The sequence below is a fragment of the Blautia intestinalis genome, from assembly GCF_014297355.1.
Taxonomy (GTDB): domain Bacteria; phylum Bacillota; class Clostridia; order Lachnospirales; family Lachnospiraceae; genus Blautia_A; species Blautia_A intestinalis.
In genome coordinates this window covers 11,889-27,498 of sequence record NZ_JACOQE010000003.1, presented here as the reverse complement: position 1 = coordinate 27,498, position 15,610 = coordinate 11,889, and the positions used below count along the sequence as shown (strand labels likewise).

General features: G+C 42.3%; 6 protein-coding genes. All 6 read right to left on the bottom strand.

All coding sequences use genetic code 11. The annotated features are described in order from the left end of the window. Positions 1–94: 94 nt before the first annotated feature. The 6 genes from H8Z79_RS06520 to gltB all read right to left on the bottom strand — a co-directional run bounded on the left by H8Z79_RS06520 (position 95) and on the right by gltB (position 15,605). Entirely contained in the window at positions 95–5,956 is a 5,862-nt protein-coding gene (locus tag H8Z79_RS06520; protein WP_118039618.1) for a SpaA isopeptide-forming pilin-related protein, read from the bottom strand. 98 nt (positions 5,957–6,054) lie between these two features. Then, positions 6,055–7,578: a response regulator transcription factor gene (locus H8Z79_RS06515; RefSeq protein ID WP_118039619.1), complete on the bottom strand. Its 1,524-nt coding sequence runs from the start codon at positions 7,576–7,578 to the stop codon at positions 6,055–6,057. A gap of 41 nt (positions 7,579–7,619) precedes the next feature. Beyond that, a complete protein-coding gene (locus H8Z79_RS06510) occupies positions 7,620–8,594 on the bottom strand; it encodes a prealbumin-like fold domain-containing protein (RefSeq protein ID WP_118039620.1) in 975 nt (324 codons plus the stop codon). Next, on the bottom strand, positions 8,581–9,384 hold the full coding sequence (locus tag H8Z79_RS06505; RefSeq protein ID WP_118039621.1) for a class C sortase: 804 nt from the start codon (positions 9,382–9,384) through the stop codon (positions 8,581–8,583). Before H8Z79_RS06505 ends, H8Z79_RS06510 begins: the two co-directional genes overlap by 14 nt. Before the next feature lie 167 nt (positions 9,385–9,551). Beyond that, on the bottom strand, positions 9,552–11,036 hold the full coding sequence (locus tag H8Z79_RS06500; RefSeq protein WP_118039622.1) for a glutamate synthase subunit beta: 1,485 nt from the start codon (positions 11,034–11,036) through the stop codon (positions 9,552–9,554). Positions 11,037–11,051: 15 nt separating this feature from the next. Then, entirely contained in the window at positions 11,052–15,605 is a 4,554-nt protein-coding gene (gene gltB / locus H8Z79_RS06495) for a glutamate synthase large subunit (protein WP_330607532.1), read from the bottom strand. Positions 15,606–15,610: the final 5 nt, after the last annotated feature.

The window sequence follows — 15,610 nt, the reverse complement described above, 5'->3', positions numbered from 1 at the left end:
TTTGGTTTTTAAAGATACCTACGTATTGTATCGCGCATTGCACTTTTGGACCCTGGTATCATATATTGAATCATCTGTCTGTTTCTTCAAGCGGTCAGGAAGTTTTGCCCTCCTTTCTCCGCTTTTGTAACAATAGATACATGATTATCACAGTTCCGGCGATGATTGCACCGGTAAAGCCAAGGATCAGTCTGCTCCAGCTTCCTGTTGCCGGCAGCTGGAATTTTGCCTGATTGGCAACCTGGATCGTAAGTGTATTCTTCTTGAGAAATCTAATGGAATTCTCGCCATCTACTGTGATGAAGTTTTCTCTTCTGTTGATCACAACCTTAATCGGTGATTTCAAAAGATTGTATCTTTCCGGAGCTTTTGTCTCTGGATTGTATCCTTCCGGAGCTTTTGTCTCTGTGATCTGATAGGTTCCATCTTCCAGATTTTCAAATTTTGCAACTCCAAGTTCTTCATTTTCTTTACCCGTTGTAACAGTCTGTGCTGTAAAGGCAGAATCAATAGTTCCATCGACAGTCAGTTTTTCAAGCTTAAATTCTGCTCCGGCAAGTTTTTCCGGATTATCTCCTGCTGTTCCTGCCTTTATTTTCAAAATCTGAATATTAGTCTTTGGTGGCTGATAGGTATTGGTAATCGTTGCAGAACCATTATTATCTTCCCCAATAGAGATTCCTGAATCACTATTGGGATTAGCATAATCATAAGAAACCTTAAACATACTCCGTTTCCCGCTAGCGTCCGTGAACTCGATGCAGCCTCCATTTTCCACAGGTGTTACTGCTGTCACATTTCCAGCTGTATCTTTTGTCAGTTTTACCTCAACAATCCGATATTGGTATTGAACCCGATCTTCAAGTGTATAGTTCACATATTTATCCAGGTCTTTAAATGAGGTTTTCCATTCATTAGTGTAAATGTTATATGTCAGCCCTGTATAAATGCTGTTGTTATATTCTACTGCCTCCCATGTGTCTGTATCTGACGACCTTCTCTGCAGCTGGATGTAAATCTCATCTGGAAGTTTTCCTGTATAAGTTTCACCTGCTGCTGTTTTCCAGAATTTTTCCACAGACAGATTTACCTTTGGTTTTTTCGTATTCTTAAATACTACTTCTGCCTGTGATTCTTCTCCCGTTGTATTTGCTGGTTTGATATATCCCTGAAGTACGGTCGTTCCGACTTTCTGCGGCACTTGCACTCCATTCAGCTTCAGCAAAATACTGTCGAGGGTGGATCCATCGGTCGGTGTTATCTCTTCGATCGTAAAGAAGGTTCCTATCGGGATCCCTGTGATCGTATAGGATTCATTGGCTTTCAGGAAAATATCCGGCACCACAATCGGTGCTGTCTCCAGACCTGCACCACCAACATTGGTAAATGTAAGTTTAAATTTATAAGTACCATCCAACTGATCTGTATGATATGCAGCTTCTTTCTTGATTGTCAGTGAACCTGTCTTAACTTTGTTGTAAAAGACTGCCTTCAATTTGGTTAACGTTGTAGTATCATCCGGTTTCGCATAAGAACGGAATACGAAGGTATCCTCCGGTACTTCTTCTGAAGTATTCTCTGAAGATTGTTTTTTGGGTCTATCTCCATCATACTTGTTATTTTCCTGAGGGTTCTTTCCTTCGGCATCAGGCAAAACTTTATTTTCTGTTCTTCCATCATTAACGGAAAACCCTGGCACCTTATTGAGACTGCTCACGCTTCCATTTGTTACAGTGCTTCCTGTTCCCATGGACGTCACCGGCTGTCCATTCTCAAGCATGGTCCAAGTCGTATCAAACAGATTTGGATCGACTTTTTCTTTCAGGTAAATATAACTGCCTCGACGGAACTGATCCTTAAATGTAATGGTTTCCTTATCCCGCAATACAAAGCTTCCATCATCCTCAATTGCATAGGCTCCTGACTTTGCAGAAGAAGTGTACACCGCACCTTTTGGATTTTCCAGTTTACCTGATCTGGCTGAATCATAGTCCGCAATATCATACTGCTTCGTCACAAATCCAGTAGAAGCTGTCAGTTCTGCCGTCGGACGGAATATAAAATCCTTCAGATAAATATTTCTTGGATAGTTATAACCGAAACGGATTTTTTTCAAGTTGCCAAAGCCTTTAATTCCTGACAATTTTGTGAGATCCAGTTTTACAGTTATCCACTTTTTGCTTGCAACGGAAACAGTACCATAAGTTCGTCCGGAAAGGGTTTCCTGTCCCAGACAGCCTGCTATCATGCCATTTGCATCTACCAATTGCAGATACATATTGGAAAGTGATGGGATATCTGCATAGTCGTAATAGAATTTAAATTTCAGATACTGCATATTGGAAATATCTAACGGATCGTTTAAAGTCAGTTCTCCATATCGCTGTGACCGACAAGTACTTTCCACGTCCTGTTCTTTCGCATACCAGTGAACAGCAGCTGATCCCTCTTTTGTAGTTTTTTCAAATATATTACTGCGGTGTGCCGGAGCAACGGTGTAAGCCAAATCACTGATCTTCACCGGTGCTGTTGTTGTGGCTGAAGCAGCTTTTTCTCCATAATGTGTTGCAAGGTTCTTAATTTTGAAATCAAACAGGTCTGTACCTTCGAATAAGCCTTTGAACAGCTCATTTACATCTGTAGTGTCCAGCTGCTTCTCCACCTGAAGCTGGTTCTCATCCGGAAAGTTAAAGGTAATCTTCATATTCGATTCCCAAAGTCCACGCTCCATGTAGAACATGGTCAAAGTATGTTCTTTTTTGTAAAAATCCAAATCATTTTTTAAAGCTTCCGGAAAAGCTGTTGTTATATTATCAGTAAATCCGCCGCCTGACTGATTCTTTACTTTACTTACCCAGGCAGTCCTGTCTTTGAAATTGATACGGCCGGATACAACATCATGAGCGCCGCCCACATCAAGAACCAGCTGATCATCTATGAACACCCATACATCATCATCACCTGAAAAGTTGAATTCTATCGGAACTTCTTTATTGCTTGTAGTTGTAACTGTTCCATCCTGTGTCAGACGAAATTTAAGCTGAAGTTTCTGTCCAAATCCATAATTCAGCTTACAGGCATTTCCGCTCTCTGATGATGAGTTTAAAGGAAAATAATTTCCAACTTCTGTGGCTGGATATCCATCCCCTACTGTCTGACCATTTACAATGTCATTCGTTGACTGCAGAAAATATCCATTCGAGGAATCATATTTCAGACGAAGATTTTTGTTTGAGTTAGTTTGATCTGCACTGTCAAAGCACCAGTAGTCAACGGTTCCTTCCTTTGAGGTATCAGCAGAACTGGTCAGTGCTTTTTTTATAAATGGAAAAGTAACATTATGGTATACATTTCCCAGGACTGTATTTTTACTGTTATTGCCTTTCAGAAAATCTTCATTAAAGAACGGGGCGATCGCACCTCCTGCCAGTGTCAGTGATCCACTTGCCAACTGTGCTCCACTTAAGCCCTGTGTTGCATTCTGTCCTCCCTGTTTTATTTCCACTCCATTAATATCCCACATCGAGTTGTTTTCATAAAAGAACTGATTATTATTAGAATATCCATACAGATTTAAAGTATCTGCAATCTCTTTAAAATGAGAACCATTATAGTTCTGGAAGTTTCCCCAATAAAGCGGATAGGTTACATTATTATTTTTATAATATGTACTTAAAGCCTGATTAAACTGTCTGAACGGCTGATAGATTCTGTGACTGGCAATATTTACTGAATCATATGCATCACGGTTCTGTCCGTTCAGCTCATAGTCTGTATAATAATCGTACAGGGTAGTATCTACATACAGAGTATTGGAATCCTTGGTGAAAGTCCCCTCTGGCACATTGACAACCGTCGTATTCTTGCCACTCTCCGCATCTCGGACGCTGCCTTTCTCGCCCCAGTATCCGCCGCGGTTGCCGCCTTTGTAGATCACATCGTCACTGTCATCTCCAAAATAACATGGATTTTTCAGGTTTTCTGGAATTTTCTCCAGTTTTGTTCCGGCACCATTCTCCGAAATAGTTTCATTTTCCACTGCATATCCTGCAAAACGGATCTTTGTGTAAACTCCAGAAAGACTAACACTCCACAGATCTGAATCTTCCACAGATGTCATCTCACCATGAACTGGATCCTCTCCATTCTCTTTGGTGGCATAGTAGTAGACCTTTGAATTACTATCATATGGAATTCCCTTGCCGCCATTTCTATCACTGCTTCTTGCATAAGACATCTTTGACAGGGTCGCATCGTAATAAACGGTTCTCTCTCCCAGCACTCCCCAGGTGGAATTTTCGGCTTTTCCGGCATATTTATAACAGTCCATGGAGCCGGCTGCAAAAAGGAAACTCTCGACATCCGCTTCGTCTGCTCCCTGATTGTAGAAGTTTGAGTAAGTATCACCTAAAAATATCTTTCCCGATGCATCCGTAAACTGTACATACGAACATGCCGCTGTTGGGATCGTTACTGAAAAACCATTCTGAATGGCTGTCATCGAAACAGGTTCTCCTACCTGCTGTAAGTTTCCCTCTGTGTTTTTCTCGTAAAAGACTGCCTTAACTTCATCCAGCGAATTTCCTGTTTTATTCTCAAAATACATGGTTTTTCCGGCGAAGAAAGTGTGATCATTCAATGGATCATACCACTCGTTGCCCCAGGCTCCGTTATTGTCACTATTTGCTATATAGAGATTTGAGTCATTATTCTGAGTGAAAGATAAATTATCTCCACTCGGCATCCATATTGCATTCCCACCATTTGCATTATCCAGAGTAAATTTAAAACTGTTGTTCGTACCAACAATCTCCTCAGTAAGCTGGATCCGAAATCTTCCATCTCTTCCTTTTGTCATTGGTTTCTTATCCCAACTAGGCGCGTTCGTAACTCCATAATTGATGGATACCTGTGCATTATCGAGCTTCCAACTAGTAGTCTGCTCCACATCCAGGAACAACCAGTCTCCAGCCTTCAACGGCCTCGCTTCCCCTACATCCTCGGCTGCCAGTTCTTCCATCTCCACCAGAACATCATCTTCCGTTTCCTGCTCTGCCTGGCTGTTCCAGATAAGTGTAAGTCTGCTTTCCTCTTCGTTCAGTGAAATCTCTTCGCCGGTTCCTTCTGGCTCACGGAACATTCTGGCTCTGAGTTTTGCCTGGAAATCATATTCTTCGGCATCTGTTGTATAAGTGAAAGATGCCTCGAACTCTGTACTTCCACCAGACGGTACTTCATATTCCAGATAGTAAGCTGAAATCTGATAATTACCGTCTTCGTCAAATACATAATCGCCATCTTCATCCAGCTGGTATTCCGTAACCGGTGTGACTGTAAGAGGCTCATTCTGGTTCAGAGCTTCCGGAAGCTGAACCGGATCCTCTGCGATCTCCTGTATACTCTCTCCACTTGAAAGAGTGACCTTAAGGTCTGTCACCGGAGTTTCATTCTGCGCATCTGTCAGATAAAGTCTGACTTTTGCCGCCTCCTGTCCTGCAGGAACGCTTGAAGAAATTTTTGCTTTGTGTACCTCTCCCTGTGCCAGCTCTGTGTTTTCTGTCTCGTCTGCCTTCTGAAGAACTGTCACAGCGGAAGCAGAATCTGGACTGACATTTTCTGTATTGCTTGTGTCTTCACATGAAAAATCTTCAATACAGTCTATGCTGTCTGTTTCGTTATTTTCCGAACCTTCCTCGGCGGCTGTTTCACTTCCGAAATTCTCTTCAGGTTCCTCTGTTGTTTCAAAAAAATCTTCTGTTGTATCTGAGAAGTCTTCTGCCGCTCTTGAGATGTTTTCTTCGTTTTCGCTTGCCGGAATAGTTTCCTCAGATATTGGTACCATATCAACAAATTCAGTTGACGATCCTTTCACCAGATCTGTAATTCCCGGCGATGACAGTATTACAGCAACAGTTGCCAGAGCTGCTGTTATCTTATGCCACTTGCGCTTCTTCATCCTCTCACCCTTCCCTCAATATTGCTTTACATCTTTTTCAATTATGTGTATATTCACATAATTTCCTCACTGCATATTTTAAATATTATTTCATTTTTTCACATGGTCTCTCTCTGAATCTCATTTTTTCTAAAACGATCCGGACTGCATCCATAGTATTCGCGGAAGCTCTTGCAGAAATACGATGGATTCGTAAATCCTGTTTCCGCACAAACCTGTACAATCTTTTTATTTGTTGTACACAAAAGCTCCTTTGCCTTTTCCAGTCTGAATTTCCTGATGAACTGAGCAAGACCTTCGCCTGTCTCTTTCTTAAAAATATAACTCATATAGCCCGGTGACAGGTACACTTCCGCACTCAGGAATTCAAGATTTATGTCTTCCTGATAATGTGCATAGATATAGCTTTTTACTTTTTCAACTTCACTCCTGTTACTGTTTTTGACAGAAAACAGTTTTTGCTCAAAAAGATGTATCGTCTCTTCCAGTGCCTCTGCAACTTCCTGAATATTTTCTACATGAAACATTTTTTCAATCACATTTGAATATTTTTCAACCGGATAATCCATCTGCGTATACATGCTCTTGATCAGATTAGTGCATACGAAATTCATATAAATATAAGAAAATCCTGCTCCATATTCCTTATATTTCATAAACTTGTTGTAATGCTCCCACAGATGTGCAATATCATGAAGCCTGATATCTTCCTCCATTTTTTCGACCATTTCAAGAGGAAGCTCATAATTCTCTTTGTTTTCCCAGTTTGTATCCGGCATAAAAATCCACTGATCAGTTCGGTAATACCTGTTTTCCATGAGACTTTCCAGTTCTTTCATTCCCTGTGGAATTGCCTCTTTCCCTTCGAGCTGACTGGAAACTGCAATATAAATCTGTCTGCCGCAGCTTTTTTCAACAAACTCAAATATATGTTTCGCAAGAATCTGAAAATCTACTTTAACATTCTGTTCAAAACAAAGGATGGAACTGTCCGAGTCATAATTCAGATAATGAAATGAAAATGGAAGTTCTTCTGTCAGCATCTGTTCAAAATCGCCGTCATAGTTCTCAAAAAAGCCATCATCACCATTCAGCAGCAGCATTCTTCCGGTTCTGTTCCACCAGGAAACATCCAGAATTTTCATTGCATCATCCATAATTTCAGATTTTCCATTATGGATAAATTTATGCAGAAAATACTGCCCAAGAAACTCCTGATTTTTCTGCATTGCTTCTTCGTTCTGTTTCTTTTTGTCCAGATATGACATGACACTATCCATGACATTTTTAAATTCCTGTGGATCTACCGGTTTCAGGATATATTCCAGCACGCCATTGCGGATTGCTTCTTTAGCATAATTAAAATCACTGAATCCACTGAAGATCACAACTGCCATATCTGGATTCATAATTTTTGCCTGGCGTGTAAGCTCAATTCCATCCATAAATGGCATCCGGATATCACTCAGCAAAATCTCCGGATTTTTTTCTTTCAATATTGTTAATGCTTCTTTTCCATTCACTGCCTCCAGAATTTCAAGATTATAATTTCCCATCTGGAGAAGAGCTGCGATTCCTTCTCGTTCGATTCTCTCATCGTCAACAATCAGAACGCTTCTCATTTAGTCTACCCCCCCCCCGAATATTTTCGGATTCGATATCTCTATTTTTTTCCTTTCTTTATTTTAACAGATACTGCCAGTCCTGCGCATGCACCTGCTGCCAGAAGGAACACAAACAATGCGATCGGTGTATTGTCTCCTGTCTTTACGCTCGTTTTCGTACTGCTTCCCGAATCATGGCTGCCTGGATTTCCTGATCCTGGTGGTGTTTCCTTTTCCGGCTGGTTAATTACCTGAAGCTCCTCTACCGTTCCTGACAGGGTTTCATATTTTCCTCCGTTTTCTGTAACTTCCCCGGCTTTGGAAATTTCAAATGAAACTGGCTTGTCGGATTTTACAAATCCATCCGGTGCTTTTGTCTCAACAAACTGATATTTTCCAAAAGGAAGCCCGGAAACCTGCAGTTGTCCATTTTTATTTGTTGTCAGTGAAACATTTAACTCTTTCCAGGAATCTCCGTTCTTTTGCTGCAGCCTGAAGCAGGCGCCTTCCAAAACGTTTCCATCCGGATCTGTTTTGTTCAGGATCACTGCACCCACCTGTGAAACACATTTCACTGTAACCTCAGGATGATAGTTTTTTTCTCCGCTTTCTGTAGATGGAAGCAGGATCAGCGTGCTCTCTGCAAGTGCCTTATCCTGTCCGGCTGTCTGTACTGCAAAATACAGTCCCGGAGGGAGTCCTTCATAAAGAAGTATTTCATTTGCTTTTTTTGTTTTCTGTATGCCCTTCAGTTTCTGTGCTGCCACATATTTTTCCAGTGTCTCTGTAATCTGTGAAACGTTTTTTGTTTCTGAAAGCTGTTTCGTCGTGATGCCACAACCCTGAAATTCTTCTGTCATTGTATATTCTTCATCTGCATACGCAGCAACCTTATACAACGTCATTTCTACTTCTGCTGCATCTGAATGAAGCTGTATTGCAATGCTTCCTGTTGTTTCTGCCTTTACCGGCAGCACCATCATCAGCAGCAGACAGATCAGTGCCAATACTGTCCATTTCTTATTCTTTTTCATTCGATCTCCTCCTTTTACGTTTGAACCATATATAAAACACGATCAGAATGATTCCCGCAAAAACTGCATAAACGACTGTACTTACAGGTTTGTCTGCCTTCTCCTGTGAATCCGCAGTCACCGGATTCTCTGTACGTTCTCCCCTGACCAGAAGCCTGTGACTGTTTACGCCATAGGGGATACACGTCAGAAGTGTTACATAATCTTTTCCTTCTTCTATCTGAAGGGCATCTGTTTCATCTGGAAGTACCACACTGATCCGGTCCACTTTATAGGTCAGTATTTCATCCAGTTCATGAATATAAAACAGATCTCCTTCTTTCATTTTATCCAGATGTGTAAAAAGCTTTGCTGTAGGAAGTCCTGTGTGTCCGGCAAGTACACAGTGCGTAGAAGCCCCACCCACTGGAAGAGATGTCTGCTCCATGTGTCCAACTCCTCTTGCCAGAACATCTTCCTCTGTTCCTTCATATATAGGAAGCATCAGCTGAAGCCTCGGAATCTCCAGATAACCAATGGCATCTGTTGCTGCAAGCATCTCATCATAGCTTATCGATGACTTACTTTCTTCTGATGCCAGACTGTGATTATATTCTATCACATTTTCTTTGATATGTTTCAACTCATCCTGACTGGTATTTCTGACAGTCTCACTGTAAATTTCAATTTCATTTCCGGCTCTATATTCACAATACCAGTTGCTTACTGTGGCATACATTGCCAGACACAGGCCCGCTGCTGTGATCAGAATCCCAATCATGAAAATAACTTTTCTGAATTTCTCTTTCATAATGATATTATACCTCATTCTCTTTATATTTTAGAAAGTTTTTCTGTTTTATTGAATATAAAAAAAACAAGAATGATGTAAATAATTTTATGTGATTTCGTATTAATGTATAAAGTAAAAAAAGAGCCATGACAATATCGCCATAACTCTTTAAAAAAAATACTATATTAGAGATTTGTATATCCCATCAGGGATTCATCTACTGCTCTGGCAGCCTCACGTCCTTCACGAATTGCCCACACAACCAGAGACTGTCCACGGTGCATATCACCCGCTGTGAACACCCGCGGAACAGATGTTTCATACGCTTCAGGTTTCGTTTCAACATTTGTGCGTCCGTTAATCGATACTTTAAATGCATCGGTAACATATTTCTGACTTCCGAGGAAACCTGCTGCGATCAGCACTACCTCTGCCGGAATTACTTCTTCTGTTCCCTCGACCGGTACCATCATCATTCTTCCGGTCTTTTCGTCTTTCTGCGGTTTCAGTTTGACAGTTTTGGCCTTGCACACGTTTCCTTTTTTATCTGCAATAAATTCTGTGACTGTTGTCTGATATACTCGCGGATCATGTCCGAATACAGCAATTGCCTCTTCCTGACCATAATCCGTCTTAAGTACTCTCGGCCACTCCGGCCAAGGATTATTTGCAGCACGTTCTACCGGTGGTTTCGGCATCATTTCAAGCTGTGTCACAGATTTTGCTCCGAGACGTATACTTGTACCTACACAGTCGTTACCGGTATCACCACCACCGATGACCAGCACATGTTTATCTTTTGCCAGTTCATACGGAACTTTCTCGAAATTCGAATCCAGAAGAGTCTTTGTTACTTGTCCGAGGAAATCTACGGCGAAATAAATTCCTTTTGCTTCTCTTCCCGGGGCTTTGATATCTCTTGGATTGGATGCTCCACATGCAAGAATGACGCGGTCATATTTCTTAAGAAGTTCTTCTGCTGTAATGTCTTTTCCTACATTTGTATTCAGAACAAATTTAACGCCTTCTTCTTCCATCAGTTGAATTCTTCTGTCCACAACTGATTTTTCAAGCTTCATATTCGGAATACCATATCTGAGCAGACCTCCTGGTCTGTCATTTCTCTCATAAACAGTAACACTATGGCCTCTTCTGTTCAGCTGCTGTGCAGCTGCCAGTCCGGATGGACCACTTCCTATGACCGCAATTGTTTTTCCTGTACGTACATGTGGAATCTGTGGTTTTACCCATCCCTCCTGCCATGCAGTTTCAATAATTGCTCTTTCATTTTCTTTTGTGGATACTGGTTCGCTGTCCAGATTGCAGGTACAGGCCGCTTCACAGAGTGCCGGACATACTCTGGAGGTAAACTCCGGAAAACTGTGTGTCTTGGAAAGTCTTAAGTATGCCTGTTTCCAATTACCTGTATAAACCAGATCATTGGTTTCCGGCACCAGATTGTGCAGCGGACATCCGGAAGCCATTCCATTAAGCATCATGCCTGACTGACAGAACGGAACACCGCATGCCATACAGCGTGCGCCCTGAATGGTCTGTTTTTCTTTGCTGATCGGAGTCCGGAATTCATTGAAGTTGGCGATCCGGACTTTTGGAGGCAGCACTTTGGCTGTCTCTCTTTTATATTCTAAAAATCCTGTTGGCTTTCCCATGTTTCCTCATCCTCCTTAATGCTTTGCTCCGATGCTTTCGTAAAATGCTTCCATCTGCGCCTGTTCACTTGTCAGACCTTTTTCTTCCAGTTTTGCACTGAGTGTGATCATCTTCTTGTACTCATTTGGAATCAGTTTCTTAAAGTGAGGCAGATAATAATCAAAGTCGGCAAGCACTTTTGCACCTAATTCGGAACCTGTAGCCGCAACATGGGCTTCGATCAGATCACGAAGTTCTTTTTTGTCATATTTATTTTCCACTTTTTCAATAGAGATCATTGCCTTGTTGATGTTCTTATACAGCTTGTTCTCCACATCCAGAACATATGCAATACCGCCGCTCATACCTGCTGCAAAGTTCTTTCCGGTTCTTCCGAGAACAACAACACGACCACCTGTCATGTACTCACATCCATGTTCACCGACACCTTCTACAACAGCATAGGCACCGGAGTTACGCACTGCAAAACGTTCACCGGCAACACCATTGATAAACGCATAGCCACTGGTTGCACCATACAGAGCAACGTTACCGATAATGATATTTTCTTCTGGTTTGTATGCAGCTTTTTCCGGAACCCTGACGATCAGCTTACCACCGGAAAGTCCTTTTCCGAAGTAATCGTTGCTGTCACCGGTCAGATTCAGTGTAAGACCTTTCGGAATAAATGCACCAAAGCTCTGTCCACCTGCTCCATGGCAGTTGATCACTACTGTGTCATCCGGCAGCCCTGTTCCGGTCTGTCTGGTGATCTCCGCACCAAGGATTGTACCGAAAGTACGGTCTGTATTGGTAACATCCACACTTAATTCCACATGTTCTCCTTTTGAGATTGCCTTTGCACATTTCTTAAGAAGAACTTTTTCATCGAGTGTCTTCTCCAGTTCAAAATTATATACTGCTTTCGGGTCAAAGGTCGCTTTCTGACCATTTCCGGCATATGGATTATTCAGAATTGCACTTAAATCCAGTTTTCCTTTATGTGGTTCGACTGCATCCGGAGACTGTTTTAAGAGATCTGTACGTCCAACCATTTCATCTACTGTATGAACGCCAAGACGTGCCATATATTCTCTCAGTTCCTGTGCAATAAATCTCATAAAGTTTTCTACATATTCCGGTTTTCCGCGGAAGCGTTTACGAAGCTCCGGATTCTGTGTTGCAACACCTACCGGACATGTGTCCAGATTACATACACGCATCATTACGCAGCCCATAGTTACAAGCGGAGCTGTCGCAAAGCCGAATTCTTCTGCACCGAGAAGTGCTGCAATTGCAACATCACGGCCACTCATCAGTTTACCGTCTGTCTCAATACGAACACGGTTACGCAGTCCGTTCATAAGAAGTGTCTGATGTGTCTCTGCAAGGCCGAGTTCCCACGGAAGTCCTGCATTGTGGATAGAGCTTCTCGGTGCGGCACCTGTTCCACCGTCATATCCGGAAATCAGGACTGTCTGTGCACCGGCTTTTGCAACACCTGCTGCGACAGTACCGACACCTGCCTCTGAAACCAGTTTGACAGAAATATCTGCATATACATTTGAATTCTTTAAATCGTAGATCAGCTGAGCCAGATCCTCGATGGAATAAATATCATGATGCGGCGGTGGTGAGATCAGAGAAACACCCGGTGTGGAATGACGTGTTTTGGCAATCCACGGATATACCTTCTTTGCAGGAAGATGTCCGCCCTCACCAGGTTTTGCGCCCTGTGCCATCTTGATCTGGATTTCTCTTGCAGATACAAGATAACGGCTTGTTACACCAAATCGGCCACTGGCAACCTGTTTGATTGCGGAACAGCGGTCATTCTTGCTTCCGGCAGAAGCAATACGTTCTGCACTCTCTCCACCTTCACCTGTATTGGATTTACCATGCAGATGGTTCATTGCGATTGCAAGTGTCTCATGTGCTTCCTGAGAAATAGATCCATAGGACATTGCACCTGTCTTGAATCGTTTTACAATTTCATCCACACTCTCGACTTCTTCGATCGGGATTGCCTTTTCCGGATAATTAAACTCCAGAAGACCTCTGAGTGCACCATGGCTTTCTTTATCTGCCAGCGCTGTATATTGTTTGAAAAGATCGTAGCTTCCGGTCCACGTAGACTCCTGCAGAAGATGGATTGTCTGTGGGTTGTAACGATGTTCCTCTCCCTGACTTCTCATTTTATGTGCGCCGACACTGTCCAGTGTAAGGTCTGTATCAAGACCTAACGGATCAAATGCCTCGGAATGCAGTTTTTCCACATTATCTTCAATGTCTTCCAGTGTAATTCCACCTACACGGCTTACGGTTCCTGTAAAGTATTTGTCAATCACTTCCTGAGAAATACCGATTGCCTCAAAGATCTGGGAGCCCTGATAAGACTGAATCGTGGAAATACCCATTTTGGACGCAATCTTGACAATACCGCTTAATACCGCATGGTTATAGTCTTCTACTGCTGCATAATAATCTTTATCCAGCATATGATTGTCAATCAGCTCACGGATGGTTTCCAGAGCAAGATAAGGGTTAACAGCACTTGCGCCATAGCCGAGCAGTGTTGCAAAATGATGTACTTCTCTTGGTTCTCCGGATTCCAGTATGATAGCAAGAGATGTACTCTTCTTTGTCTTTACCAGATGCTGATGTACCGCGGATACTGCAAGTAATGACGGGATCGGCATATGGTTTTCATCCACACCTCTGTCTGAAAGCACCAGAATATTTGCACCATCACGGTATGCTTTATCTACTTCTACAAACAGGCGGTCAATCGCACGTTCCAGTTTTGTACTCTTATAATAAAGAGTTGAAACTACCACTACTTTAAATCCCTCATGTTGCATATTCTTGATTTTCAGCATATCGGTATTTGTCAGGATCGGATGAACGATCTTCAGTACATGACAGTTCTCCGGCTGCTGTACCAGAAGGTTTCCGTCTTTACCGACATATACACTGGTAGAAGTAACAATTTCTTCACGGATCGCATCGATTGGCGGGTTTGTAACCTGTGCAAAAAGCTGTTTGAAATAATCAAATAACGGGCGGTCCTGATCAGACAGTACAGCAAGTGGTGTATCCACACCCATTGCACCGATACTCTCAGCTCCGTTCAGCGCCATGTTGCGGATAGAAGTACGATATTGTTCATACGTATAGCCGAATGCTTTCTGCAGACGTGCACGCTGTTCATCTGTATATTCTTCCATACGGATGTTCGGGATCTTAATATCTTTAAGCTGTACCAGATTGCTGTTCAGCCACTCACCATATGGCTGCATGGTTGCATATTTTTCTTTCAGTTCATCATCATCAATAACTTTTCCCTGAATGGTATCCACAAGCAGCATTTTGCCCGGATGCAGACGCTCTTTTAATACGATCTTGTCTTCCGGTACCGGCATGACACCAACTTCAGAAGAAAGGATCATATAACCATCAGAAGTAATATAATATCTGGACGGACGCAGACCATTACGGTCAAGGACTGCTCCCATCACATCACCATCAGAAAACAGAATGGACGCAGGTCCATCCCATGGTTCCATCATTGTTGCATAATACTGATAAAAGTCTCTCTTTTCCTGAGAAATCGTATCGTTATATGCCCATGGTTCCGGAATCGTGATCATGACTGCAAGCGGAAGCTCCATACCACTCATAACCAGAAATTCCAGTGTATTATCCAGCATTGCAGAGTCAGAACCATTGCGATTTACTACCGGGAGCACTTTATGAAGCTGACCTTTCAGATAAGGAGATTCCATATTCTCTTCTCTTGCCAGCATTTTATCTGCATTTCCACGGATGGTATTGATCTCACCATTGTGTACCATAAAGCGGTTCGGATGTGCTCTCTCCCAGCTCGGATTGGTGTTTGTACTGAATCTTGAATGTACCATGGCGATCGCAGATTCATAATCCGGGCTCTGCAGATCTGCAAAGAACGTGCGAAGCTGTCCTACAAGAAACATACCTTTATATACGATCGTACGGCTGCTCATAGACACAACATAAGTATTATCATTACTCTGTTCAAACTCGCGGCGTGCAATATACAGCATTCTGTCAAAAGGCAGCCCCTTCTCTACTTCTTCCGGTTTTTTGATAAATGCCTGCATAATATAAGGCATACATTCTCTTGCTTTATGTCCAAGAACCTCCGGAATTACCGGAACAGTTCTCCAGCCAAGAAGTTCAAGTCCTTCTTTTTCCACAATAATCTCAAACATCTTTTTCGCCTGTGCACGTTTGATCTCATGTTGTGGGAAAAAGAACTGGGCAATTCCGTATTCTCTCTCGTCGCCGATCTCAAATCCTTCTTTCTTACAGGCTTTTTTGAAAAATTTATGTGAAATCTGCAGAAGGATGCCAACACCATCACCGGTCTTTCCCTCTGCATCTTTACCGGCACGATGCTCCAGATGTTCTACAATCCTGAGCGCATTGGCAACTGTATCATGAGTTTTTTTACCTTTTATATTTACAACAGCACCGATCCCGCAGTTGTCGTGTTCAAATTCACTGCGGTACAGACCATGATTTTCTCTGCTTACTTCCTGCATATTCATTTACC

What these genes read in the sequence shown, in the direction of transcription:
- H8Z79_RS06520 (WP_118039618.1), bottom strand. Translation starts at nt 5,956, where the DNA reads ATGAAGAAGCGCAAGTGGCATAAGATAACAGCAGCTCTGGCAACTGTT.
- H8Z79_RS06515 (WP_118039619.1), bottom strand. Translation starts at nt 7,578, where the DNA reads ATGAGAAGCGTTCTGATTGTTGACGATGAGAGAATCGAACGAGAAGGA.
- H8Z79_RS06510 (WP_118039620.1), bottom strand. Translation starts at nt 8,594, where the DNA reads ATGAAAAAGAATAAGAAATGGACAGTATTGGCACTGATCTGTCTGCTG.
- H8Z79_RS06505 (WP_118039621.1), bottom strand. Translation starts at nt 9,384, where the DNA reads ATGAAAGAGAAATTCAGAAAAGTTATTTTCATGATTGGGATTCTGATC.
- H8Z79_RS06500 (WP_118039622.1), bottom strand. Translation starts at nt 11,036, where the DNA reads ATGGGAAAGCCAACAGGATTTTTAGAATATAAAAGAGAGACAGCCAAA.
- gltB (WP_330607532.1), bottom strand. Translation starts at nt 15,605, where the DNA reads ATGAATATGCAGGAAGTAAGCAGAGAAAATCATGGTCTGTACCGCAGT.